Below are 24,872 nucleotides of genomic sequence, written 5' to 3' on the forward strand. Positions count from 1 at the left end.
CTTTTTCGGCCCCGCGCCGGGGGAGCGCCGGCGCCGGCACTCCGTCCGGCACGGTCCCGCCGCCGGCCCCGTGCGGCGGGGACGGCCCGTTCTCGTCGCATCTGAGGAGTCCCCGCTCGTGGCACCCGCACCCGGTGAGCTCACCTTCGTCGCCCCCCGTGGAGCCAAGCTGCCCCCGCGGCACCTCGCCGACCTCTCGCCCGCCGAGCGGCGGGAGGCCGTCGCCGCCATCGGCGAGAAGCCGTTCCGCGCCAAGCAGCTCTCCCAGCACTACTTCGCCCGCTACGCGCACGACCCGGCGGACTGGACGGACATCCCCGCGGCCGCCCGCGGCAGGCTCGCCGAGGAGCTGCTGCCCGAGCTGATGACCGTGGTCCGGCACATCTCCTGCGACGACGACACCACCCGCAAGACCCTGTGGCGCCTGCATGACGGCAAGCTGGTCGAGTCGGTGCTGATGCGCTACCCGGACCGGGTGACCATGTGCATCAGCTCGCAGGCCGGCTGCGGCATGAACTGCCCGTTCTGCGCCACCGGCCAGGCCGGCCTGGACCGCAACCTGTCCACCGCCGAGATCGTGCACCAGATCGTTGACGGCATGCGCGCGCTGCGGGACGGCGAGGTGCCCGGCGGCCCCGCGCGGCTGTCCAACATCGTCTTCATGGGCATGGGGGAGCCGCTGGCCAACTACAAGCGCGTGGTCGGCGCCATCCGTCGGCTCACCGACCCGGAGCCGGACGGCCTGGGGCTCTCCCAGCGCGGCATCACCGTCTCCACCGTGGGCCTGGTGCCCGCCATGCACCGCTTCGCCGACGAGGGCTTCAAGTGCCGCCTGGCGGTCTCCCTGCACGCCCCCGACGACGAGCTGCGCGACACCCTGGTGCCGGTCAACACCCGCTGGAAGGTCCGCGAGGTGCTGGACGCCGCCTGGGAGTACGCGGAGAAGTCGGGCCGCCGGATCTCCATCGAGTACGCCCTGATCCGGGACATCAACGACCAGGCATGGCGCGGCGATCTGCTGGGCCGGCTGCTCAAGGGCAGGCGGGTGCACGTCAACCTCATCCCGCTCAACCCCACCCCGGGCTCCAAGTGGACGGCCTCCCGCCCGGAGGACGAGCGGGCCTTCGTCGAGGCGATCGCCGCGCACGGGGTGCCGGTGACCGTGCGGGACACCCGGGGCCAGGAGATCGACGGCGCTTGCGGACAGCTGGCGGCGACCGAGCGCTGACCGCACTGATACGGTTCTTCCGCACACTTTCGTACAAATGAACACTCCGACAGGGGAGCGCACACAGCGCTGAGAGTGCGGCCCGGCCGCAGACCCTCGGACCTGATCCGGTTAGTACCGGCGTAGGGAGTCAGCCCACCATGAACACCAGCCTCCGGCGTGCCCTGAGCGCGGCCGCCATCGCCGCGCTCGGACTTCCGGCCCTCGCCGCCTGTGGCGGCTCCGGCAGCTCCGGCGAGACGGACGGCGGCAAGACCGTCACCCTGGTCTCGCACGATTCCTTCCTCGCCTCGGACTCGGTGCTCAAGGAGTTCACCAAGGAGACCGGGTACACCGTCAAGATCATCAAGGGCGGTGACGCGGGCCAGGCCGTCAACCAGGCGATCCTCTCCAAGAGCCACCCGCAGGGCGACGTCTTCTTCGGCGTCGACAACACTCTGCTTTCCCGGGCGCTGGACAACGGCCTCTTCACGCCCTATCAGGCCAAGGGCCTGGACCGGGTCCCCCAGGAGTTCCAGGCCGATGCCGCCGAGCACCGGGTGACTCCCATCGACTCCGGTGACATCTGCGTCAACTACGACCGCGCCTACTTCGCCGGCCACAAGCTGGCCCCGCCGCAGACCCTCGACGATCTGGTCAAGCCGGAGTACAAGAACCTCCTGGTCACCGAGAACTCCGCCACCTCGTCGCCCGGCCTGGCCTTCCAGCTGGCCACCATCGCCAAGTACGGCGACAACGGCTGGCAGGACTACTGGAAGAAGCTCAAGTCCAACGGGGTGGAGGTGGTTGACGGCTGGGAGCAGGCGTACAACGACCGCTTCTCCGGCTCCGCGGGCGGCAAGAAGGCCAAGGGCGACAAGCCGCTGGTGGTCTCCTACGCCTCCAGCCCTCCCGCCGAGGTGGTCGGCATGAAGCCGCAGCCCGGGGAAGCGCCGACCGGCGTTGCCACCGGCACCTGCTTCCGCCAGACCGAGTTCGCCGGTCTGCTCAAGGGCGCCAAGAACACCAAGGGCGGTCAGGCGCTCATCGACTTCATGCTGGGCAGGACCTTCCAGGAGGACATGCCGCTGCAGATGTACGTCAACCCGGTGGCCAAGGACGCCAAGGTGCCCGAGGTGTTCACCAAGTACGGCGCCAGGCCCGCCGACTCCGCCGCCCTCGCGCCCGACAAGATCGCCAAAAACCGTGACCAGTGGGTCAAGACGTGGTCCTCGCTCGTCCTGAAGTAACCACCGGGCGGAAGCGGGCCGACGGGGCACGGGGCCTGCGCGGCGCGGCAGCGCGGCTGGGCCTCATGGCCCTGCCGCTCGCCTTCTTCGGCGTCTTCTTCGGCTACCCGGTGGCCGCCATCGTCGCCCGCGGCCTCAAGGCCGACGGCCGCTGGCAGTTCGGCCGGATCGGCGAAGTGCTGGGCGACCCGCACACCGCAGAGGTCGTCTGGTTCACCACATGGCAGGCGGCCGCCTCCACGGCGCTCACCCTGGCACTGGCCCTGCCTGCCGCCTATGTATTCGCCCGTCTGGAATTCCCCGGCAAGCGGCTGCTGCGCGCCGTGGTCACTGTGCCCTTCGTCCTGCCCACCGTGGTCGCCGGCTCCGCCTTCCTGGCCCTGTTGGGCCGCGGTGGGCTGCTGGACGAACTGTGGGGTGTGCGGCTGGACACCACGGTCTGGGCCATCCTGCTCGCCCATGTCTTCTTCAACTACGCCGTGGTGGTGCGCACCGTCGGCGGCCTGTGGGGGCAGCTCGACCCCCGGCAGGAGGAGGCCGCCAGAGTGCTGGGCGCCGGCCGGTTCGCCGCCTGGCGCAAGGTGACCCTGCCCGCGCTGATGCCCGCCGTGGCCGCGGCCGCGCTGATGGTCTTCCTCTTCACCTTCACCTCCTTCGGCGTCATCCAGATCCTGGGCGGCCCGCGCTACGCCACGCTGGAGGTGGAGATCTACCAGCAGACCGCGCAAATGCTGGACCTGCCGACCGCCGCGGTCCTCACCCTGGTGCAGTTCGCGGTGGTCGCCGTACTGCTGCTGGTGCACGCCTGGACCGTACGGCGCCGGGAGACTGCCCTGCGACTGGTGGACGCCGCCCGCACTGCCCGCCGCCCCCGCGGAGCCGGCCAATGGGCGCTGCTCGCCTCGGTCCTGGCGGTCATCGGGCTGCTGATTCTGCTCCCCCTGGCGGTGCTGGTGCTGCGCTCGCTCGACGGCCCGGACGGCTATGGCTTCACCTTCTACCGGGCGCTGGCCTCGGCGGGGGACAACGGCGGAACCTTTGTGACGGCCCCGCTGGAGGCGGTCGGCAACTCCCTGACCTACGCCCTGGCCGCCACGGCCATCGCGGTGGTCGTCGGCTCGCTCGCCGCGGCGGCTCTGACCCGGCGCGGGGGCCGCCTGGTGCGGGGCTTCGACGCGCTGCTGATGCTGCCGCTGGGCACCTCCGCGGTGACCGTCGGCTTCGGCTTCCTGATCGCCCTGGACGAGCCGCCGCTGGACCTGCGCACCTCCTGGATCCTGGTCCCGCTGGCCCAGGCGCTGGTGGGTGTGCCCTTTGTGGTGCGCACCATGCTGCCGGTGCTGCGCGCCGTGGAACCCCGGCTGCGTGAGGCGGCCGCGGTGCTCGGCGCCTCGCCGTTGCGCGCCTGGCGCGAGGTGGATCTGCCGCTGGTGGGGCGGGCGCTGGCGGTGGCGGCCGGGTTCGCCTTCGCGGTGTCGCTGGGCGAGTTCGGGGCGACGGTGTTCATCGCCCGGCCCGACCACCCCACGCTCCCGGTCGCGGTGGCCCGGCTGCTGGCCCGCCCGGGGGAGCTGACCTATGGGCAGGCGATGGCCCTGAGCACGGTGCTGATGCTGGTCTGCGCGGCGGCGCTGCTGGTGCTGGAGCGCGTGCGCACCGACCGTACGGGAGAGTTCTGATGCCCCTGCTCCAACTGGACTCGGTGACCGTCCGCCTCGGCGGCCGCACTGTGCTGGACACGGTGGACCTGGCGGTCGCCGAACACCGGACGGTATGTGTACTGGGGCCCAGCGGCAGCGGGAAGTCCACCCTGCTGCGGGTGGTCGCGGGGCTGCAACGGGCTGACGCGGGGCGGGTGTTGCTGGCCGGCCGGGACCAGAGCGCGGTGCCGGTCCACCGTCGCGGCGTCGGATTGATGTTCCAGGACCACCAGTTGTTCCCGCAGCGCGATGTGGCGCAGAACGTGGCCTTCGGGCTGCGGATGCGCGGCGCGCGGCGCGCGGAGTCCGAGCGCAGGGTCGCCGAACTCCTGGAGCTGGTGGGTCTGCCCGGCGCGCAGCGCCGGTCGGTCGGCCGGCTTTCCGGCGGTGAACAGCAGCGGGTGGCCCTCGCCAGGGCACTGGCCCCGAATCCGCGGCTGCTGATGCTGGACGAGCCGCTCGGCCAGCTCGACCGGAGCCTGCGCGAGCGGCTGGTGGTCGAACTGCGCACCCTTTTCGGGCAGTTGGGCACCACGGTGCTGGCGGTCACCCATGACCAGGGCGAGGCCTTCGCGCTGGCCGACCGGGTGGTGGTGATGCGTGAAGGGTGCATCGCGCAGGAGGGCACGCCGCTGGAGGTGTGGCAGCGCCCCGCTTCGGAGTTCGTGGCTCGTTTCCTGGGCTTCGACAACATAGTCGAGGCCGGTGTGGCCGGCGATGTCGCGGAGACGGTCTGGGGCAAGCTGCCGGTTCCCTTGGGCACGCCGCAGGGGCGGTGCAGGGTGCTGGTGCGACCCGGGGGAGTGCGCCTGGTGCCGGCGGCCGACGGCCTGCCCTGCGAGGTGGTCGGCCGGACGTTCCGGGGCGACCATGTGGCTGTTCTGCTACGGCCGTCCGCGGGGCCGGAGTTGGAGGCTTCGTGCGGACTTGGTGCCGCGCCGGAGGCCGGTGCCCGGGTCGGGGTCGCTTTCGCCGGGGACGAGGTCGTGGTGCTGGGGGAGTGACCCGCGAACGCCCCAGCGGTTTATGGGCTTACGACTCGACCTGCGTGGCGCGGCCCCATGGGGCTGACGAGCGGGCTTTGCGCCCTTACTGCCCAGCCCCGGGTGGCGCACCACAAGCGCGGTGGAGCCGCATGGGGCGAGGGCCACACGGGGCACGTATGGGGCGGCGGTACGCGCGGTGCCCGGGCCGCATGGAGTGTGAGCCGCATGGGGGGCGGTACATGCGCACGGACCCCAGGCTCCACGAGGTGTGGGCCGTGCAGGGCGGCGGTGCGCATGGGGCCGGTCCGCATGAGGGATGAGGTGCCCCGGGCCCAGGCCCCACGAGGCAAGTGCCGCATGGGGCGGTAGATATGAGGCCCTGGTCCCACGAGGTGTGAGCCGTAAAAGGCGGCGGTGCGTGGGGCCGCTCCGCATGAGGCGCGAGCCGCCCCGGGCCCAGGCCCCGCGAGGAATGTGCCGCATGGCGCGGCAGGCATGGGGCGCGAGCCGCACAGTCCTCGTCCGCACGAGATGTGAGCCGCACCGCACGGTCCCCGTCCGCACGAGGCGCGAGCGGGCCGGTGGAGCAGCTCGGAGCTCCGGCACCCCCAGCGGATCGCCCTCAGGCGGCCGCTGAGCGGGCCGGCTCCCGTTCGTCCTGCTCCGTCGTGAGCGACCCCGCGTGGGAGTCCGGCTCGCCGAACCAGGCGACCGCCACCGCTCCCGCCACCGCCAGCAGGAAGCCGAGCACCGCCACCCAGGCGAAGCCAGGACGTGAGTGGTCGCCCAGCCACAGCACGCCGATGATGCCCGGCAGCACCGTCTCGCCGACCACCAGTGCCGCCGTGGCCCCGTTCACCGAGCCGATCTGCAGGGCCACCGTGTGCAGGTACATGCCCACGCCGCCCGCGATCAGGATGGCGTAGAGCGCCGGGTCGGCCAGCAGGGCGGGCAGGTCGAGCGGGGAGAGACCGTCGAGGATGCGTACCCCCACCCCGATGGCCCCGAAGCCCAGGCCGGACAGCAGACCGGCCAGGATGGCCGCCCGCGCCCCCATCAGCCGCACCGCCACCGTGCCGCCGCCCATCAGCACCACCGTGATGCCCAGCAGCCACCAGTGGGTGGACCGCGCCGTGCTGCCGCTGCCCTCGTGCCCGGCAGCCGTCGCCAGCAGCACCAGCGCAGCGCACACCACGGCTATGGACGCCCACTCGGGCCGGCGCAGCCGGATGCCCAGCAGCTTGATGCTCAGCAGTGCGGTGACGATCAGGTTGGCGCTGATGACCGTCTGGGAGAGAAACAGCGGCAGCATCCGCGCGGCCAGTGCGCCCAGGCCGAAACCGATGAAGTCCAGGACGGTGCCGAGCATGAACTCCCAGGTGACCGCCGCCTTGGCGGTGGACGACAGGCTGGGCCCGCCGTGCTGGGTGACCCCCGTGGCGGAGGCCGTCGCGGCCTCCTGGCGGGCTGATTTCCGCGATCCCACGGCCTGCAGGACCGATCCTGTGCCGTAACAGGCCGAGGCCGCGACAGCCGTCACAAGGCCGATGATCACCAATAGCTCCGTTCGCCCGAAAAACCGTCGTGCTTCTGAGGCAGACGTGATTTATGGGGCCGGAGTTGCCTTGGGTCAAGGAAAGGTCAAACCGAGACGTGGGCAAGGACTGCCCCGGGTGCCGCTCACCGCATCGGACCCGGCACCGTTCACCGCATCGGACCAGTAGCGCTCACCGCATCAGCGGCAGTGCGGTCAGCTCGGCGATCACCCAGGTCAGCGGGGCCAGCACGGCCAACAGCACACAGGTGCGCACGGCGGCCGCGCCGCGCAGCAGGCCGGCCGGAATGCCCAGCCTGCGCAGCGCCGAGGTGGTCTCGGAGCGGACCTGCCGGGCATCCAGGGCGGCGGTGATGGCGGTGGCCGTGACACAGGCCATCACCACCGCCGCGCCCAGCCCGGTGAGCGGGCCGAAGGGGCGCGGGCCGGAGTGCTCCCAGGCCACCCCGTAGAGCTCCACGGCGGCGAGCACGCCGGAGGCCATTGCACACAGCACGCCCAGCGGCCGCCCGATGCGGGTGGCGGTGTCCTGCAGCATCCGCCCGGCCAGCATGCGCACCGGCCCGGGCCGCCCCGCCGAGAGCACCACGCCGCACCAGTGGGTCAGCCCTGGCCCGGCCAGCACCAGGCCCAGCGAGGCCAGCAGCCAGCCGCCGAGCAGCCCCGGTGAGGCACCGCGCTCCTGGCCCGGCAGGGCCAGCAGGGTGCCCGGCTCGGGGGCCGGGGCATGGCCCACATAGGCCTCCAGGGCCAGACCGGTGGCGATGATCGCCACGCCCCAGGGCAGCCCCACATAGGCGGGCCTGGGCTCGGGGCGGGTGGCCACGGCGGGCATGGTGCCCGTCGGCGGCTCCGGAGCGTCGCTCTCCTCGGCAGCCTCCGCCGGGGCGGCGGCTCGCTTCTCCTCGCGCGGGCGCAGCGCCAGCACACAGGCGCCGGCCGCCGCCGCGGGCAGCAGGCCCAGCAGGGTCAGGGTGGCGCCCCAGGGCAGTGCCCGGCCGCCGTCCAGCAGACGGGCCGCGTGGCCGCTGAGCGGGGTGGCCCCGAGGTCCCCGCGCAGTTCCAGATAGACCAGCAGCGCGGCGCCGCTGCCCACCGTGCAGGAGATGGCGGTGGAGGTGGCGGCCAGCAGGGACAGCCGCACGGGGCCGAATCCGATCGCGTCCAGCCCGTCCCTGGGCCGGGTGGCCGGGTCGCTGCGGGCCACCGTGAGCGCGAACTGCACCACGGCGGCGAACGGCAGGGCGCACCACAGCAGCCGCACCACCGAGGCGTCGGTCTGCGCCGGGTGCGCCACCGCGTAGCCCAGGGTGCACAGCAGCAGGAAACCGACCCCGGATGCGGCGATGGCCACCAGCAGCCGTCTGAGCAGGACCAGCGGGTGAGCGCCGCGCGCTAGGCGGAGACTGAGCACGCGGCCCTGCCCTCTCCCTCGGGCGCGTCCGGCGCCGGGATGGCGCCGCCCCGCCGGCCGTCGAGCAGGCCGACGGTGCGGTCCGCCAGCGAGGCGCTGTCCTCGTCCAGCACGGCGAGAACCACCGTGATGTTGTGCGAGCGGGCGGCGGTGGTCAGGGTGCGCAGCACCTGGGCGCGGTCGGCGCTGTGCAGGGGGGCGGCCGGGTCGTCCGCGAACACCACGGTGGGCTCCCCGGCCAGGGCGCGGGCGACGGCGATCCGCTGGCACTGCGCGCGCAGCAGCCCGCGGGGCCGCTTGCGGGCGCAGTCGCCGACGTCCAGGCGTTCGAGCCATTCGTAGGCGGTGGTCTTGGCGGCACGGTGCCCCACGCCGCGGGCCAGCAGCGGCAGCGCGGCGTTCTCCCAGGCGGTCAGTTCCGGTACCAGGTGGGGGGTGCTGTCGATCCAGCCGAAGCGCTCGCGGCGCAGGCGTTCACGCCCGGAACGGGAGAGGGTGTGCACGGGCGCGCTGTTGAACCACACCTCGCCCTGGTCCGGCACCAACTGCCCGGACAGGCACTTGAGAAGGGTGGTCTTTCCGGAGCCGCGCGGTCCGGCGAGGGCGAGGATCTCGCCCTCACGGACGCCGACGGAGACGCCCGTCAGGGCAGGGGAACCGTTGTAGGAGTAGTGCAGGCCGCGTGCCCAGAGCACGTCGTTGTCCGGCGGGGCCACCATTTCGAGCACACCTCGGGTCGCTGGAGGGTCCGTTCCCCTGTCCGGGTGAACGAACCGGAGGCCATTGGGTCACTGGGTCACAGGCACCGTACGGAACCGGGATCCTAGCCCCGGTCCAGGCTCGGCGCGGAAGCGGCCCACTTTCCTCCCATCGGGCTCATTGGGGCGGGAGTTACGGTCAGCGGCTGTAAAGAGCGCAAACGCGCCATGGCCCACGCGGGGGCGTGGGCCATGGGCATGGGGGGTGGCGGAACAGGGCGTCAGATCTTGCTCCAGGCCTCGGTGAGCACGGCGCGCAGGATCTGCTCGATCTCGTCGAAGACCGCCTGGCCGGAGATCAGCGGCGGGGAGAGCTGGATGACCGGATCACCACGGTCGTCGGCCCGGCAGTACAGGCCGTTGTCGAACAGTTCCTTGGAGACATAGCCGTAGAGCAGGCGCTCGCACTCCTCGGGCGTGAAGGACTCCTTGGTGGCCTTGTCCTTGACCAGTTCGATGCCGTAGAAGAAGCCGTTGCCCCGCACGTCGCCCACGATCGGCAGGTCGTGGAGCTTGGCGAGCGTGGCGTGGAAGGCGGCCTCATGCTCCAGGACGTGCCGGTTGAGCCCCTCGCGCTCGAAGAGGTCGAGGTTGGCGAGCGCGACCGCGGCGGAGACCGGATGGCCGCCAAAGGTGTAGCCGTGCAGGAAGGTGTTGTTCCCCTTGAAGAAGGGCTCGGCGATCCGGTCGGAGATGATCGCGGCACCGATCGGGGAATAGCCGGAGGTCATGCCCTTGGCGCAGGTGATGATGTCCGGCACGTAGCCGAACTTCTCGCAGCCGAACATGGTGCCCAGCCGGCCGAAGGCGCAGATCACCTCGTCCGAGACCAGCAGCACGTCATAGCGGTCGCAGATCTCGCGGACCCGCTGGAAGTAGCCGGGCGGGGGCGGGAAGCAGCCGCCGGCGTTCTGTACCGGCTCCAGGAACACCGCCGCCACGGTGTCCGCGCCCTCGAAGAGGATCTGCTGCTCGATCTGGTCGGCGGCCCAGCGCCCGTAGGCCTCCGGCTCGTCACCGAAGAACGGGGCGCGGTAGATGTTGGTGTTGGGCACCTTGTGCGCGCCGGGCACCAGGGGCTCGAACGGGGCCTTGAGAGCGGGGAGTCCGGTGATGGACAGGGCGCCCTGCGGGGTGCCGTGATAGGCGACCGACCGCGAGATCACCTTGTACTTGCCGGGGTTGCCGGTGAGCCGGTGGTACTGCTTGGCCAGCTTCCAGGCGGTTTCCACCGCCTCGCCGCCGCCGGTGGTGAAGAAGACCTTGTTGAGGTCGCCCGGCGCGTGGTGGGCCAGCCGCTCGGCCAGTTCGACCGCCTTGGGGTGGGCATAGCTCCACACCGGGAAGAAGGCCAGCTCCTGTGCCTGCTTGTGGGCCGCCTCGGCCAGCTCCGCGCGGCCGTGCCCGGCCTGGACCACGAACAGCCCGGCCAGCCCGTCCAGGTAGCGCTTGCCGCGGTCGTCGAATATGTACGTGCCCTCGCCGCGCACGATGGTCGGCACGGGAGCGTTCTCGTACGACGACATGCGGGTGAAGTGCATCCACAGGTGGTCGTACGCCGCAGTGGAGTGGTCCTTGCTCACGGCTATCGGGTTCCCCATGTGTAGGTCTGCTTGCGGAGCTTGAGGTAGACGAAGCTCTCGGTCGAGCGCACGCCCGGGAGGGTCCGGATGCGCTTGTTGATCGTGTTGAGCAGGTGGTCGTCGTCCTCGCAGACGATCTCGATGAGGAGGTCGAAGGACCCGGCGGTCACCACCACGTACTCCACCTCGTCCATCGCGGCCAGCGCGTCCGCCACCGGGTCCAGATCGCCCTCCACGCCGACGCCCACCATGGCCTGGCGCCGCAGCCCCACGGTGAGCGGGTCGGTGACGGCGACGATCTGCATCACGCCCTGGTCGAGCAGCTTCTGTACGCGCTGGCGTACCGCCGCCTCGGAGAGCCCCACGGCCTTGCCGATCGCCGCGTAGGGGCGGCGGCCGTCCTCCTGGAGCTGTTCGATGATCGCCAGGGATACGGCGTCGACCGGCGCCGTGCCGCCGGCGCCCTTGGAGTCTGCGTTACGAGTGGCCACGGCCCCACTGTGCATGAGGAGTCCACCGTGTGACAAGCCTCTTCCTTATGTTTTTCGTTGTCCATCACCCTGTTATCAACTGATTCCGTCGATACCGGCCAGTGGGTGTATCGAAAGCGTTGGTCTCCTGGCTAGGCTGGGCGTCTCAGCCACCGGACATCTCACAGGAGAGGTGCATACCGTGACCACCGAGCTGCGCCGCTTGCGCAACTACATCGACGGAGAGTTCCGGGACGCCGCCGACGGGCGGACCACCGAGGTGGTCAACCCGGCGACGGGCGAGCCCTATGCCACCGCCCCGCTGTCCGGTGCCGCCGACGTGGATGCCGCCATGGCGGCGGCCGAGGCCGCCTTCCCCGTCTGGCGCGATCTGGTGCCGGCCGAGCGCCAGAAGGTCCTGCTCAAGATCGCCGACGCCTTCGAGGAGCGGGCCGAGGAACTGATCGCCGCCGAGTGCGAGAACACCGGCAAGCCGGTCGGGCTGACCCGCACCGAGGAAATCCCGCCGATGGTGGACCAGGTCCGCTTCTTCGCGGGCGCCGCGCGGATGCTGGAGGGCCGCTCCGCGGGCGAGTACATGGACGGGATGACCTCCATCGTCCGCCGTGAGCCGGTGGGCGTCTGCGCCCAGGTGGCGCCGTGGAACTACCCGATGATGATGGCCGTGTGGAAGTTCGCCCCGGCGCTGGCCGCGGGCAACACGGTGGTGCTCAAGCCCTCCGACACCACGCCGGCCTCCACCGTGCTGATCGCCGAGATCATCGGCGGGGTGCTTGCCGAACTCGGCCACCCGCGGGGCGTGTTCAACGTCGTCTGCGGCGACCGCGACACCGGCCGCCTCATGGTGGAGCACCCGGTGCCCGCCATGGTCTCGGTCACCGGCTCGGTGCGGGCGGGCAGCCAGGTGGCCGCCTCCGCCGCGGGGGACATCAAGCGTGTCCACCTCGAACTGGGCGGCAAGGCACCGGTGGTGGTCTTCGAGGACGCCGACATCGCCAAGGCCGTGGAGGGCATCACCGGCGCCGGCTTCTTCAACGCCGGCCAGGACTGTACGGCCGCCACCCGGGTGCTGGTCCATCAGTCCATCCACGACGAGTTCGTCACCGCGCTGTCCAAGGCCGCGGCCGACACCAAGACCGGTGCGCCGGACGACGAGGACGTGCTCTACGGGCCGCTGAACAACGCCAACCAGCTGGCCCAGGTCAGCGGCTTCATCGAGCGGCTGCCCGCCCACGCCAGGGTCGAGACCGGCGGCCACCGGGTGGGCGAGAAGGGCTACTTCTACGCCCCGACGGTGGTCTCCGGCCTCAAGCAGGACGACGAGATCGTCCAGCGCGAGGTCTTCGGCCCGGTGATCACGGTGCAGTCCTTCAACGACGAGGACCAGGCCGTCGCCTATGCCAACGGCGTGGAGTACGCCCTGGCCTCATCGGTATGGACCAAGGACCACGGGCGCGCCATGCGGATGTCCAAGAAGCTGGACTTCGGCTGCGTCTGGATCAACACCCACATCCCGATCGTGGCCGAGATGCCGCACGGCGGCTTCAAGAAGTCCGGCTACGGCAAGGACCTCTCGGCCTACGGCTTCGAGGACTACACGCGCATCAAGCATGTGATGACCTCGCTGGACTGAGGCCGGGGCGGGGCGCGAGGCGGCGGTCGTTATCATCGACGGTCGGCCCGCGCCCGGCAGGCTGCCGTGCCGCACGGCCGGGTGCCGGACACTGCGTCCGTTGTCCGCCAGACGTCGATCGGCCATCCTGCCGGAATGCGAGTGAGCCCCGTGAAGCCCCTGTCCCGCCGGTCCCTGCTGTGCGCGCTCGGCGCGGGCGCCGGGGCGGCCGCACTCGCCGGGTGCGGGGTGCCCGCCGCGTACATCGCCCCGGGCGACCGTACGGCGGCCGACCGCTCGGCGGCCGAGAAACGGCTGGTGTTCGCCAACTGGCCGCTGTACATCGACACCGACGACAAGAACCCGCAGCGGCGCCCCACGCTGGAGGCGTTCGAGAAGCGCAGCGGCATCTCGGTGAAGTACACCGAGGAGATCAACGACAACGACGAGTTCTTCGGCAAGATCAGCCCGGCCCTGATGAACCATCAGGACACCGGCCGCGACATCATCGTGGTCAGCGACTGGATGTGCGCCCGCTATGTACGGCTGGGCTGGGTGCAGGAGATGGACCGGGCGGGCCAGCCCCATGTGGCCCGGGAGCTGGACCCGCTGCTGCGCAACCCCTCCTTCGACCCGGGGCGGCGCCACACGGTGCCCTGGCAGTCCGGGATCACCGGCATTGCCTACAACCGCAAAAAGCTCGGCCGGGAGATCCGGCACACCTCCGACCTGTGGAAGCCGGACCTGCGCGGCCGGGTGACCCTGCTGGCCGGGATGGACGAGGCCTTCGCCCTGCTGATGATGGGCAATGGCGCGGACGTCACCCGGTGGACCGCCGACGACTTCCACAAGATGACCGACCAGCTGCGGCGCCTGGTGCGAGAGCGGCACATCCGCCGCTTCACCGGCAACGACTACATCAAGGAACTGTCCTCCGGCGACGTGCTGGCCTGCCAGGCGTACTCCGGCGACATCATCCAGCTGCAGGCCGACAACCCGGACATCGAGTTCGTGGTGCCCGAGGAGGGCGCCGAGCTGTGGGCGGAGAGCATGATGATCCCGGACCTGGCCCGGCACAAGCGCAGTGCCGAGCGGCTGATCGACTACTACTACGAGCCGGAGGTGGCGGCCCGGCTCGCGGCCTCGGTCAACTACGTCTGCCCCGTGCCGGCCGCTCGCGAGGTGCTGGCCGCGTCCAAGGACAAGGACACCGCGGCGCTGGCGGACAACCCTCTGATCTTTCCCAGCGCGGAGATGCGCAGGCGGCTGGCGACGGCCCGGGACATATCGGCCAGGGAGCGGCCGGTGTTCGAGAAGGAGTGGAACGAGATCGTGGGGCTGTGAGGGCCTTGCCCTGGGCGGCTCCGCCCCATGCGGTGCTCCCATGGGGCGCGCCACGGGCGTAGGGAATGCGGCCCCATGGGGGTTTCGCCGAGGCCTCATGGGGGTGCTCCACGGGGCATACCCGCGGGGCCCCATGGGGGCATTCGCCGCGGCCCACGTGGCGTTCGCCGGGCCCCATGCATGGGGCCGCCCCGCGGGGCTTCATGGGGCGCTGCGCGGGGCGGTGGTCACACGGTGAGCAGGGAGCGCAGTGCGCCGACCCGGTTGGTGGTGATGGAGTCGACGCCCGCGCGCAGCAGCCCGCGCATGGAGCGGCGGGTGTCGGCGGTCCAGGCGGAGACCCGGTAGCCCTCGGCGTGGTCGCGGGCGACCAGGCGCTCGGAGACCAGGCCGAAGCGGTAGTTGAGCCACTGGGGCCGGACCGCCGCCAGCAGCGCGGGGCGCGGCGGGGCCAGGGTGGTCCGGGTGAGGGCGATCTCGGCCTCCGGGTCGGCACGGCGCACCTCCAGCATGGCGGCGGTGCCCCCGCAGTAGTAGACGCGCCGCGTGGCGCCACAGGCCCGTACCTCGGCCACCGCGGCGCCCGCGGCGGAGGGGTCCGGCAGGTCGATGAACAACCGGCCGTCCCCGTCCTGGGCGAGTGCTTGGCGCAGGGTGGGGACACCGCCCCGGGTCACCGCGTGCACCTCCTCGGCCGAGAGCGCGGCCAGCGGCCGGTCATGGCCCCAGAGCCGGGACAGCGTGGCGTCGTGCAGCAGCACCGGCACGCCGTCCCGGGTGAGGCGGACGTCGATCTCCACCGCCGTCGCCCCGGCCCGCCAGGCCGAGCGGATGGAGGGCAGGGTGTTCTCCCGGTGGACATAGGGGTCGCCGCGGTGGCCGACGGCGGTGCAGGCGCGCATGGCGCCCATTGTGCCCGGCGCGGTCAGGGGCGGCGCCAGGCGGCGGTGTAGGCGTCGATCTCGGCGTTCAGCCGGGCCTTGCCCGCCGCGTCCATGAACGACGCCTCGACTGCGTTCTTGGCGAGACCGGCGAGGCCGTGCTCGTCCAGGCCGAGCAGCCGTGCCGCCACCCCGTACTCGGTGTTGAGGTCGGTGCCGAACATGGGCGGGTCGTCGCTGTTGATGGTCACCAGCACCCCGGCCGCGACCATCTCCCGGACCGGGTGCCGCTCGATGTCCGCCACCGCACGGGTGGCCAGGTTGGAGGTGGGGCAGACCTCCAGCGGAATGCGGTGCTCCGCCAGGTGTGCCAGCAGTTTGGGGTCCTGAGGGGCGCTGGTGCCGTGCCCGATGCGCTCGGCACGCAGCTCGGTCAGCGCGTCCCAGATGGTCTGCGGGCCGGTGGTCTCCCCGGCGTGCGGAACGCTGTGCAGGCCGGCCGCTATGGCCCGGTCGAAGTACGGCTTGAACTGCGGCCGCGGTACGCCGATCTCGGGCCCGCCGAGCCCGAAGGAGACCAGGCCCTCCGGCTTGAGCTCGCAGGCGATACGGGCCGTCTCCTCGGCGGCGGCCAGGCCGGCCTCGCCGGGGATGTCGAAGCACCAGCGCAGCACCACGCCCAGCTCGCTCTCGGCCGCCTTGCGGGCGTCCTCGATGGCCTCCACGAAGGCGGCGTCGGGGATGCCGCGCCGGGTCGAGCTGTAGGGCGTGACGGTCAGCTCCGCGTAGCGGATCTGCTGGCGGGCCATGTCGCGGGCGATCTCGTAGGTCAGCAGCCGGACGTCCTCGGCGTCCCGGACGAGGTCCACGACCGAGAGGTAGACCTCGACGAAGTGGGCGAAATCGCGGAAGGTGAAGAAGTCGGCGAGGGCCTCGGGGTCGGCGGGGACGGGGGAGTCGGGGTGCCGGGCGGCCAGTTCGGCGACGATGCGCGGCGAGGCCGAACCGACGTGGTGCACATGCAGCTCCGCCTTGGGCAGGCCGGCGATGAACGAGTCGAGGGCGGACATTCGGGCCTCCAGGGGCTGTTCGATCCATGGGGCGGGCAGTGCGGCGCGGATCATCCGCGGATCATCGTATGTGCGGTGGGTATGGGGCCAGTGCGTGGGCCTTAGCATGACCGGAGAGCAACTAGGGAGGGTCATGTCCGACCAGGACGACGTCCAGCCGGAGCAGCGGTACCGGGATCCCTGGGCTCCGCCGAACGACCGGGTGCCGGGCGATGAGCCGGCCGCCGCGCCATGGGCCGGACAGCCCGCCGGGCCGCCGCCCCAGGCGCCCGGCCACCAGGCGCCCCATGCCTTCCCGGCACCGCCCATGGGCGGGCCGCCGCCGGGTAGCGTGCCACCGGTGCCGCCGGCCCCGACCGGGCCCGGCACCCCCAGTTCGTACCAGTACCAGGGCGACCCCTATGGCGGCCCCGGCTATCCGCCCCATGCCCCCTACGGGCCGGCCGCCTATGGGCAGGGCGGCGCCTGGTATGCCCCGGCGCCGGTGCCCAACAACGGCTTCGGGGTGGCGGCGCTGGTGCTGGGCATCCTTGGCCTGGTGCTGTCCTGCACCGTGGTGTTCGGGGTGGTCCTCGGCGTGCTGGCGCTGGTGTTCGGCGTGATCGGCCGGGCCAAGACAACCCGGGGCGAGGCCGCCAACCAGGGGCAGGCGCTGGCCGGGCTGATACTCGGCGGGGTGTCCCTGGTCGCCTCCGTCCTCTTCGTGGTGCTCTACGTCAGCGTTCACCACGACGACCGCCACTCCGACAAGGTCCCGGCCGACGATCCGGACGCCACCTACGGGGCCTATATGGCGGCGCCGCCCGCTCCCGGGCCGCTGCTGCCGGCCGCCAGGCGCTGACGCGCCTCCATCAGCGCGAAGCCCAGCAGGTTCAGTCCCTTCCAGCGCGCCGGGTTCTGGGCCCGTTCGTCGTCGGCCGCCAGGCCGATGCCCCAGATCCGGTCCAGCGGGCTGGCCTCCACCAGCACTCGGCGCCCCGTGCCCAGCAGGTACTCCAATAGCTCCGGGTGCTGGGCGAACTTGTGCACGCTGCCCTGGACGACCAGCTCGAAGCGGTGCCGGCGCCAGGTCTCCTCGTCGAAACCGCGCACCATGCGCCCGGCGTCCTTGGCCTGCTTGGGGTGGCCCGCCGCCAGCACCCTGGCCTCCGCCTCGGCGTCGTCGAACAGCCGGGCCTTGCCCGCCATCATCCAGTGTTCGGCGGTCGGGTAGCCGGTTCCGTCCACGGTGAAGGGCGAGGGCCACCACTGGCTGAAGCAGCCGGGCCCCACGCTGCCGTCCCGGCGTGGCCGGTGGCCCCAGAAGTACACATACCTGGGCCGCTCGCCCCGTGCGACGGCCGCGGTCAACTCCGCCACCGAGCGCGTGTCCGAAGCCTCGTGACCCCTCTTGATCGTCATGGCGCCGATTCTGGCAGCGGGTGCGGCTCTCCGTCGCGGCTATTTAGAGGCACCCGTTCCGGATGCTGATTCCGTCGCCTCAATGAGTTCCTGCAACGGAATCTCTTGTTATGGGTGCACGCCTCTGCCAGGATCGGCGACCACACCTCGGTGTTGCAACACCAGCTCTAGGCCGTCCGGTCCGGTGCAGGAGTGCGCGAAGGCGGCCCGTATCCGAAGCCCCTCAGCCGTATGTCACTGTTATGTGCTTTCGGCCCCGACACCTCTGGACCATCCATGACCGCAACCGCCCCGAGCACCGGCGTCCGCCTCTCCGGCATCAGCAAGCGCTATGGCACCTTCACTGCTGTGCATCCGCTGGATCTGAGCGTTCCCGCGGGCTCGTTCTTCGCCCTGCTCGGTGCCTCCGGGTGCGGAAAGACCACCACCCTCCGCATGATCGCCGGACTGGAGAACCCCAGCACCGGCACCGTCGAGCTGGACGGCACGGACGTCACCGCCCTCCCCCCGCACAAGCGCCCCGTGAACACCGTCTTCCAGAGCTATGCGCTCTTCCCGCACCTGGACGTCTACGAGAACATCGCCTTCGGCCTCCGCCGCCGCGGCCTGAAGTCGGTGCGCAAACAGGTCGAGGACATGCTGGAGCTGGTCCAGCTCGGCGACCTGGCGCGCCGCAAGCCCCAGCAGCTCTCCGGCGGCCAGCAGCAGCGCGTGGCGGTCGCCCGTGCCCTGATCAACCACCCCCAGGTGCTGCTGCTGGACGAGCCGCTCGGTGCCCTGGACCTCAAGCTGCGCCGCCAGATGCAGCTGGAGCTCAAGCGCATCCAGACCGAGGTCGGCATCACCTTCATCCATGTCACCCACGACCAGGAAGAGGCGATGGCCATGGCCGACACCGTGGCCGTGATGAACGACGGCCGGATCGAGCAGCTCGGCGCCCCCGCCGACCTCTATGAGCAGCCCCGTACCACCTTCGTCGCCAACTTCCTGGGCACCTCCAACCTCATCACCGCCGAGGTCCTGGACGCCTCCGGGGACGAACTGGCGCTGCGTGCCGCGGATACCAAACTCACCCTGCCCGCGAAACGATGTACCGGCACCGCCCGGGTGGGCGAGAAGCTGCTGATCGGGATACGGCCTGAGAAGATCACCCTCACCCCCGCCGAGGACGCCGGCACGGTGCCCGAGGGCCGTAACCGGGTGACCGGCCGGATCACCGAGTCCAGCTTCACCGGCGTCTCCACCCAGTACCTCATCGACAGCCCCGTCGCCCCCGGCCTGGCCGTCTACCAGCAGAACATCGAGCGCGACTCCCGCCTGGCGCCCGGCGCCGAGGTCGTCCTGCACTGGAACCCGGGCCACGGCTTCGGGCTGGACGCCGCGCAGCGCATCGAGGCCGGCACCGACGTGGACCTGGGGGAGGGGCCCTCATGACGACCCTCACCGAACAGCTCCCCGCGCCGGCCCCGGCGGCCGGTTCCGCCCGCCCCGTGCGGCGCCGCAGGCTCGTCCCCTACTGGCTGCTGCTCCCCGGCATCCTGTGGCTCCTGGTCTTCTTCGCCGCCCCGCTGGTCTACCAGGCGTCCACCTCGGTGCAGACCGGCTCCCTGGAGGACGGCTTCCGGGTCACCTGGCACTTCGCCACCTACTGGGACGCCCTGAACCAGTACTACCCGCAGTTCCTCCGCTCGGTGGGCTACGCCGCCATCGCCACGGTGCTCTGCCTGGGGCTGGGCTACCCGCTCGCCTACCTCATCGCCTTCCGGGCCGGCCGCTGGCGCCATCTGCTGATGATCCTGGTGATCGCGCCCTTCTTCACCAGCTTCCTGATCCGCACCCTGGCCTGGAAGACCATCCTGTCCGACGGCGGCCCCGTGGTCCGCACCATGGACCGGCTGCACATCCTGGGCCTGACCGACGCGCTCGGCGTCACCGAGGGCCACCGGCTGCTGGCCACCCCGCTGGCCGTCGTCTGCGGCCTCACCTACAACTTCCTGCCCTTTATGATCCTGCCGCTGTACACCTCCCTCGAGCGCATCGACGGCCGCCTGCACGAGGCGGCGAGCGACCTCTACGCGCGGCCGCTGACCATCTTCCGCAAGGTGACCCTCCCGCTGTCCATGCCCGGCGTGGTGGCCGGCACCCTGCTCACCTTCATCCCGGCCGCCGGCGACTACATCAACGCGGAACTGCTGGGCTCGCCGGACCAGAAGATGATCGGCAACGTCATCCAGTCCCAGTTCCTGCGGGTGCTGGACTATCCGACCGCGGCCGCCCTGTCCTTCATCCTGATGGCCGCGATCCTGGCCATGGTGACCGTCTACATCCGCCGCTCGGGGACGGAGGAACTGGTCTGATGCGCCTGTTCACCTGGGTCAGACGCCATCTGGTGGTCTTCGCCGGCCTGCTGACGCTGGGCTATCTGCTGCTGCCCAACGTCATCGTGACGGTCTTCTCCTTCAACAAGCCCAATGGCCGCTTCAACTACCAGTGGCAGCGGTTCTCCACCGATGCCTGGACGCACCCCTGCGACGTGGCCGACCTGTGCGGCTCCCTCTCGCTGAGCCTGCGCATCGCCGTGTGGGCCACGCTCGGGGCCACCGTGCTGGGCACCCTGATCGCCTTCGCGCTGGCCCGCTACCGCTTCAGCGGCCGTTCCTCGGCAGGCACCCTGATCTTCCTGCCGATGGCCATGCCCGAGGTGGTGATGGCCGCCTCGCTGGCCACGCTCTTCCTCAACATGGGCGTCAGCTTCGGCTTCTGGACCATCCTCATCGCCCACATCACCTTCTGTCTCAGCTTTGTGGTCACCGCCGTCAAGGCCCGGGTGATGAGCATGGACCCCCGCCTGGAGCAGGCCGCCCAGGACCTCTACGCCACCCCCGCGCAGACCTTCTGGCGGATCACGCTGCCCATCGCCGCCCCCGGCATCGCCGCCGGCGCGCTGCTGTCCTTCGCCCTGTCCTTCGACGACTTCGTCATCACCAACTTCAACGCCGGTTCGACTGTGACCTTCCCCATGTTCGTGTGGGGAGCCGCACAACGGGGCACTCCCGTTCAAATCAATGTGATCGGTACCGCGATGTTCGCCGTCGCCGTGCTGTGTGTGCTCGCCGGCCAGCTGGTCGGCAGACGCCAGAAAAACCGAAGAAGGAGCTGAGACCATGGCCGCCCGTGCCATGAACCCTGTCCAAGCACTGTCTGACACTCATCTGCGCCCCTACTGGCTCGACGACCCCGGGCGGCCCGAGGCCTGCCCCGCCCTCGTCGGCGACGAGCACTGCGACCTGCTCGTCGTCGGCGGCGGCTACTCCGGTCTGTGGACCGCCCTCAACGCCAAGGAACGCGACCCCTCCCGCGAGGTCGTCCTGATCGAGAGCGAGGAATGCGGCTGGGCCGCCTCCGGCCGCAACGGCGGCTTCTGCGCCGCCTCGCTCACCCACGGGCTGGGCAATGGCCTGGCCCGCTGGCCCGGCGAGCTCCCCCTGCTGGAGAGACTCGGCCACGAAAACCTCGACGGCATCGAGTCCGCGCTGCGGCGCCATGGCATCGACTGCGACTTCGAGCGCACCGGCGAGATCGAGATCGCCACCGCCCCGCACCAGGTCCTGGAACTGCGCGAGACCGCCGAGGAACTGGCCTCACTCGGCTTTGGCGGCCATGAATTCCTCGACCGCGACGCACTGCGCGCCGAGGTCGACTCCCCCACGTTCCTGGCCGGCCTGTGGAACCGCACCGGCGTTGCCATGCTGCACCCCGCCAAGCTGGCCTGGGGCCTCAAGCGCGCCTGCCTGGAGCTGGGCGTACGGATCTACGAGCACACGCCGGGCAGCGAGTTGTCCTCGCGCGACGCGGGCGTGGCGGTGCGCACCCCGTACGGACGGGTCTTCGCCCGCCAGGCGGCACTGGGCACCAACGCCTTCCCGTCCCTGGTGAAGCGGCTGCGCCCGTACATCGCACCGGTCTACGACTACGCACTGACCACCGAGCCGCTCACCGAGGAGCAACTGGCTGCGGTGGGCTGGCGGCGCCGGCAGGGACTGAGCGACAGCGCCAACCACTTCCACTACTTCCGGCTCACCGCCGACAACCGCATCCTGTGGGGCGGTTACGACATCGTCTACCACTACGGCGGGGAGATCCGGGCCGAGTACGACCACCACCCGGCCACCTACCAGAAGCTCGCCGAGCACTTCTTCCGCTGCTTCCCCCAGCTGGAGGGCGTGCGCTTTTCGCACGCCTGGGGCGGCGCCATCGACACCTGCTCGCGCTTCTCGGCCTTCTTCGGCACCGCACACGGCGGCCGGGTCGCCTATGCGCTCGGCTACACCGGTCTGGGGGTGGGCGCCAGCCGCTTCGGCGCGGACGTGATGCTCGATCTGCTGGCGGGCGAGCGCACCGAGCGCACCGAACTGGAGATGGTGCGCAGCAAGCCCCTGCCGTTCCCGCCGGAGCCGGTGCGCTCCATGGGCATCGGCCTCACCCAGTGGTCGATGACCCGGGCCGATGAGAACGGCGGCAGGCGCAACCTCTGGCTCAAGGCGATGGACCGGGTGGGGCTGGGCTTCGACAGCTGAGGTCCGGCGCACCGGAGGCGTGGACTCCACGGACGTGCTGACTTGCTGATGTGCTGACCGCGTGGCGCCTCAGCGGGGGGGCGGGCATGGGGCGCCGGGCGGTCGGCTTCGGAGCGATGGGCGCTGCTCGGTGTCCTTGTCCGTGTCCGTTGTGCGGTCGAGGGCCGCGTGGTGCTCGGTGCGCGCGGTGCGGTTGGGGGCCGTGGTGCTCGGTGCCCGTTTGGGGGAGAGGGGTGCCTGGTGCCTGGTGCTCGCCGGTGCCGGGTGCTCGCCGGTGCCGGGGGTGGCCCGATGCAGGGCGCTCGTCTGACGGGCGGGGCGCCAGCCGGTGCTCCATGCCTGCCCCCAGTCCGGCGTCTGCCTGGTGCGCGGCTCCGCCTCATGCGCGGGCCGTGCTTGGTGTCGGGAGTCGTCTAACCGGCGGAGTCCGCTCGGGGTCCCGGATCCGTCTTCCGGCTGGGGTGCCCTTGGTTCCCGGCGCCCGCCTGGCGGTCCTGGTCCGCTCGCCGGCCGTCACTGCCCTGTGCGCTGCCCGGTGATGGAAGGACCCGTCCCAGGCACCACAGCACCGCACCCGACAGGCACCATGCGCCTGCCACATCCAGCGGCCAGTGGTAGCCGCACCGGACCAGCCCCAGGCCGACGCCCGCGTTGAGCAGCGCGAGGCCCAGAGTGGCGGGCCACCGGGGCCGACCGAGCAGCAGCAGGGCCGCCGCCCCGTACGCCACCGCCGCGGTGGCCGCATGCCCGGAAGGAAAGAAACCATCGTGCGCCCCGGAGCGCATCAGGGGTGGTCCGGGGCGGGCAATCGCGCCCTTGAGGGGGACGACCAGCGCGGGCACCGCGGCCATGGCGAGCGCGGCGGCCAGCGGGGGCCGCCAGGCCCGGCCGCGCCAGGCGGCGCAGACCAGCGCCAGGCTTAGCACCGGCAGCGCCACTGAGACGTTGCCCAGGTCGGCGAAGAAATGGGCGGCGGTGGAGGGGACGGCGGACCGTTCAGCCGCCCGGCCCAGCCGCTCGTCCAGGGCACGCAGCGGGCCGTGGACGGCCACTTGCCAGGTGATCAGGGCGAAGAGCAGGGCGCACACCGCCGGGAACAGAACGGCCGACGGCCCCGGAACCGGGGGGAGGGTTCCGGAGCCGCCATGGCGACCGCGGTGCCGCGCGCCCCGGGGGGTGTGGGGCGGACGGCCGTCCGAGCCGTGAGGGTGCCCGGAGCGCAGAGCTCCGGTGTGCGCGAGGGCACGGCCGGGCCGGTGCTGGGGAAGCGCCGACGCGGGTCTTTCGTTCACCGGAGAAACCGTACGGCAGTGCGGGTGGGGTCCGACAAGTCGGATCACCTCTCCACCACCCGCCCCGCACATCTCCTTCACGAACTCCTGAGCGAGCCGGTCCGGACGGCTTCCCGGCGCGCACCGGCCGCCCCATGCGGCGGCGTATGGAACGCCCCATGCCCCGGGCGGCGTCCGCATCATGCCCCTGGGGCGGCGTCCGCCCCGCGCCCCGCCCCATGCGGCAGCACGCCGGACGCGTCCCGGCGGGCGTACCGCTCAGATGCGCTCGAGTGCGGCCTCGATGATGTCCAGGCCCTCGTTGAGCAGGTCTTCGCCGATCACCAGCGGGGGCAGGAAGCGCAGCACATTGCCGTAGGTGCCGCAGGTGAGCACCAGCAGCCCCTCCGCGTGGCAGGCCTTGGCCAGCGCGCCGGCGGCGGCCGCGTTGGGCGTCTTGGTGCCCGGCTCCACCAGCTCGATGGCGATCATGGCGCCACGGCCGCGCACGTCGCCGATGATTCCGTGCTTCTCCTGCAGCGCGGCCAGGCGGCCCTTCATGACCTCTTCGATCCGGCGGGCCTTGGCGTTGAGGTCCAGCTCTCGCATGGTCTCGATGGCGCCCAGCGCGGCCGCGCAGGCCACCGGGTTGCCGCCGTAGGTGCCGCCCAGGCCGCCCGGGTGCGCGGCGTCCATGATCTCCGCACGGCCGGTGACGGCGGCCAGCGGCAGGCCGCCCGCGATGCCCTTGGCGGTGGTGATCAGATCGGGCACGATGCCCTCGTCCTCACAGGCGAACCACTGGCCCGTGCGGCAGAAGCCGGACTGGATCTCGTCCGCGACGAAGACGATGCCGTTGTCCTTGGCGAACTGTGCGATGCGCGGCAGGAAGCCCTTGGCCGGCTCAATGAAGCCGCCCTCGCCCAGCACCGGCTCGATGATGATCGCCGCGACGTTGTCCGCGCCCACCTGCTTGCTGATCATGTCGATGGCCTGGGCCGCGGCCTCCTCGGCGCAGTTCTCCGGGCCGGTCGGCCAGCGGTAGCCGTAGGCCACCGGCACCCGGTAGACCTCGGGCGCGAAGGGGCCGAAGCCGTGCTTGTACGGCATGTTCTTGGCGGTGAGCGCCATGGTGAGGTTGGTACGGCCGTGGTAGCCGTGGTCGAAGACCACGACCGCCTGGCGCTTGGTGTAGGCGCGGGCGATCTTGACCGCGTTCTCCACCGCCTCTGCGCCGGAGTTGAACAGCGCCGACTTCTTGGCGTGGTCGCCCGGGGTCAGCTCGGCCAACTGCTCACAGACCTCCACATAGCCCTCATAGGGGGTGACCATGAAGCAGGTGTGGGTGAAGTCGGCGAGCTGCGCCGAAGCCCGCCGCACCACGGCCTCCGCGCTGGAGCCCACCGAGGTCACCGCGATGCCCGAACCGAAGTCGATCAGCGAGTTGCCGTCCACGTCCTCGATGACACCGCCGCCCGCGCGCACCGTGAACACCGGCAGCACCGAACCCACGCCGCCGGCCACGGCGGCGGTGCGGCGTGCCTGGAGCTCCAGCGACTTGGGGCCGGGGATCGCGGTGACGACGCGGCGCTCCTGGGGGAGGGACGGGCCTCCGGTCAGTTCGGTCATGAGGGGCTCCAGACGATCAGGACGGTCAAAACGGGGGTTGTCGGTCGCAGGCTAGGGGCGCGGGTGTCGGCCAGGCATGTTCCGTTAGGGAGAAGTGCGCGCCGCGCCTTGTCCGTAGCGGATATGGCGGGCCCCTGGAGGGG

At 71.4% G+C, this 24,872-nt stretch carries 21 protein-coding genes and 1 riboswitch; of the genes, 11 read left to right on the top strand and 10 right to left on the bottom strand.

What is annotated here, in order from left to right:
* The first annotated feature begins 118 nt into the window (after positions 1-118).
* The 4 genes from rlmN (at position 119) to CV755_RS30845 (ending at position 5,161) form a co-directional block, all read left to right on the top strand.
* Positions 119-1,228 (top strand): dual-specificity RNA methyltransferase RlmN, encoded by a 1,110-nt coding sequence (rlmN, locus tag CV755_RS30830; protein ID WP_109283773.1) that lies wholly within the window; start codon positions 119-121, stop codon positions 1,226-1,228.
* Positions 1,229-1,269: 41 nt separating this feature from the next.
* A riboswitch (TPP riboswitch) is annotated at positions 1,270-1,374 on the top strand.
* Complete coding sequence (locus CV755_RS30835) at positions 1,369-2,457, top strand: thiamine ABC transporter substrate-binding protein (RefSeq protein WP_109283836.1); 1,089 nt, start codon at positions 1,369-1,371, stop codon at positions 2,455-2,457. (Overlaps the previous riboswitch by 6 nt.)
* Positions 2,433-4,136 carry an ABC transporter permease gene (locus CV755_RS30840; RefSeq protein ID WP_422070616.1) on the top strand — a complete coding sequence of 568 codons (1,704 nt, stop codon included), beginning with the start codon at positions 2,433-2,435 and terminating at the stop codon, positions 4,134-4,136. The genes CV755_RS30835 and CV755_RS30840 overlap by 25 nt, the downstream gene beginning before the upstream one ends.
* On the top strand, positions 4,136-5,161 hold the full coding sequence (locus CV755_RS30845) for an ABC transporter ATP-binding protein (protein WP_109283777.1): 1,026 nt from the start codon (positions 4,136-4,138) through the stop codon (positions 5,159-5,161). The genes CV755_RS30840 and CV755_RS30845 overlap by 1 nt, the downstream gene beginning before the upstream one ends.
* 604 nt (positions 5,162-5,765) lie before the next feature.
* Here the strand turns inward: CV755_RS30845 and CV755_RS30850 are convergent.
* The 5 genes from CV755_RS30850 to CV755_RS30870 all read right to left on the bottom strand — a co-directional run bounded on the left by CV755_RS30850 (position 5,766) and on the right by CV755_RS30870 (position 10,959).
* Positions 5,766-6,698 (bottom strand): DMT family protein, encoded by a 933-nt coding sequence (locus CV755_RS30850; protein WP_109283779.1) that lies wholly within the window; start codon positions 6,696-6,698, stop codon positions 5,766-5,768.
* A gap of 172 nt (positions 6,699-6,870) precedes the next feature.
* Complete coding sequence (locus tag CV755_RS30855) at positions 6,871-8,112, bottom strand: hypothetical protein (RefSeq protein WP_109283781.1); 1,242 nt, start codon at positions 8,110-8,112, stop codon at positions 6,871-6,873.
* Positions 8,094-8,831: an ABC transporter ATP-binding protein gene (locus CV755_RS30860; protein ID WP_109283783.1), complete on the bottom strand. Its 738-nt coding sequence runs from the start codon at positions 8,829-8,831 to the stop codon at positions 8,094-8,096. Before CV755_RS30860 ends, CV755_RS30855 begins: the two co-directional genes overlap by 19 nt.
* A 260-nt stretch (positions 8,832-9,091) precedes the next feature.
* Positions 9,092-10,471 carry an aspartate aminotransferase family protein gene (locus tag CV755_RS30865; RefSeq protein WP_109283785.1) on the bottom strand — a complete coding sequence of 460 codons (1,380 nt, stop codon included), beginning with the start codon at positions 10,469-10,471 and terminating at the stop codon, positions 9,092-9,094.
* The gene (locus CV755_RS30870; protein ID WP_109283787.1) at positions 10,456-10,959 is read right to left on the bottom strand and encodes an Lrp/AsnC family transcriptional regulator; all 504 of its coding nucleotides are present in this window, start codon (positions 10,957-10,959) and stop codon (positions 10,456-10,458) included. The genes CV755_RS30865 and CV755_RS30870 overlap by 16 nt, the downstream gene beginning before the upstream one ends.
* Before the next feature lie 166 nt (positions 10,960-11,125).
* Here CV755_RS30870 and CV755_RS30875 point away from each other — a divergent pair, with 166 nt between their 5' ends.
* Positions 11,126-12,577 carry a gamma-aminobutyraldehyde dehydrogenase gene (locus CV755_RS30875; RefSeq protein WP_109283838.1) on the top strand — a complete coding sequence of 484 codons (1,452 nt, stop codon included), beginning with the start codon at positions 11,126-11,128 and terminating at the stop codon, positions 12,575-12,577.
* Between the two features lie 135 nt (positions 12,578-12,712).
* On the top strand, positions 12,713-13,900 hold the full coding sequence (locus CV755_RS30880) for a polyamine ABC transporter substrate-binding protein (protein ID WP_109283789.1): 1,188 nt from the start codon (positions 12,713-12,715) through the stop codon (positions 13,898-13,900).
* Positions 13,901-14,127: 227 nt separating this feature from the next.
* Here CV755_RS30880 and CV755_RS30885 read toward each other — a convergent pair whose 3' ends face one another.
* Together CV755_RS30885 and CV755_RS30890 are read right to left on the bottom strand one after the other, a co-directional pair.
* Positions 14,128-14,802, bottom strand: coding sequence for a glycerophosphodiester phosphodiesterase (locus CV755_RS30885; protein WP_109283840.1), 675 nt, complete (start codon positions 14,800-14,802; stop codon positions 14,128-14,130).
* Between the two features lie 23 nt (positions 14,803-14,825).
* On the bottom strand, positions 14,826-15,905 hold the full coding sequence (locus CV755_RS30890; RefSeq protein WP_422070615.1) for an adenosine deaminase: 1,080 nt from the start codon (positions 15,903-15,905) through the stop codon (positions 14,826-14,828).
* Between the two features lie 79 nt (positions 15,906-15,984).
* Between CV755_RS30890 and CV755_RS30895 the strand changes: the two genes are divergently transcribed.
* Complete coding sequence (locus CV755_RS30895; protein ID WP_109283791.1) at positions 15,985-16,692, top strand: DUF4190 domain-containing protein; 708 nt, start codon at positions 15,985-15,987, stop codon at positions 16,690-16,692.
* Here the strand turns inward: CV755_RS30895 and CV755_RS30900 are convergent.
* The gene (locus CV755_RS30900; protein WP_109283793.1) at positions 16,638-17,252 is read right to left on the bottom strand and encodes an NADAR family protein; all 615 of its coding nucleotides are present in this window, start codon (positions 17,250-17,252) and stop codon (positions 16,638-16,640) included. The two genes, CV755_RS30895 and CV755_RS30900, sit on opposite strands and share 55 nt — an antisense overlap.
* Before the next feature lie 276 nt (positions 17,253-17,528).
* On the opposite strand from CV755_RS30900, the gene CV755_RS30905 reads away from it, so the two are divergent.
* From CV755_RS30905 to CV755_RS30920, 4 genes are read left to right on the top strand one after another with little or no spacing between them, the layout of a single operon-like run.
* Positions 17,529-18,686: an ABC transporter ATP-binding protein gene (locus tag CV755_RS30905; RefSeq protein WP_109283795.1), complete on the top strand. Its 1,158-nt coding sequence runs from the start codon at positions 17,529-17,531 to the stop codon at positions 18,684-18,686.
* Positions 18,683-19,609, top strand: a complete 927-nt coding sequence (locus CV755_RS30910; RefSeq protein ID WP_109283797.1) for an ABC transporter permease — start codon at positions 18,683-18,685, stop codon at positions 19,607-19,609. Before CV755_RS30905 ends, CV755_RS30910 begins: the two co-directional genes overlap by 4 nt.
* Positions 19,609-20,412 (top strand): ABC transporter permease, encoded by an 804-nt coding sequence (locus CV755_RS30915; RefSeq protein WP_109283799.1) that lies wholly within the window; start codon positions 19,609-19,611, stop codon positions 20,410-20,412. Before CV755_RS30910 ends, CV755_RS30915 begins: the two co-directional genes overlap by 1 nt.
* A gap of 4 nt (positions 20,413-20,416) precedes the next feature.
* Positions 20,417-21,829, top strand: coding sequence for an NAD(P)/FAD-dependent oxidoreductase (locus CV755_RS30920; RefSeq protein WP_164503333.1), 1,413 nt, complete (start codon positions 20,417-20,419; stop codon positions 21,827-21,829).
* Between the two features lie 413 nt (positions 21,830-22,242).
* On the opposite strand, the gene CV755_RS30925 is transcribed toward CV755_RS30920, so the two are convergent.
* Together CV755_RS30925 and gabT are read right to left on the bottom strand one after the other, a co-directional pair.
* On the bottom strand, positions 22,243-23,121 hold the full coding sequence (locus CV755_RS30925; RefSeq protein WP_241561504.1) for a phosphatase PAP2 family protein: 879 nt from the start codon (positions 23,119-23,121) through the stop codon (positions 22,243-22,245).
* A gap of 258 nt (positions 23,122-23,379) precedes the next feature.
* Positions 23,380-24,729, bottom strand: coding sequence for a 4-aminobutyrate--2-oxoglutarate transaminase (gene gabT, locus CV755_RS30930; RefSeq protein WP_109283801.1), 1,350 nt, complete (start codon positions 24,727-24,729; stop codon positions 23,380-23,382).
* Positions 24,730-24,872 lie beyond the last annotated feature (143 nt).

The organism is Streptomyces orinoci, assembly GCF_003121295.1.
Classification (GTDB): Bacteria; Actinomycetota; Actinomycetes; order Streptomycetales; family Streptomycetaceae; genus Streptomyces; species Streptomyces orinoci.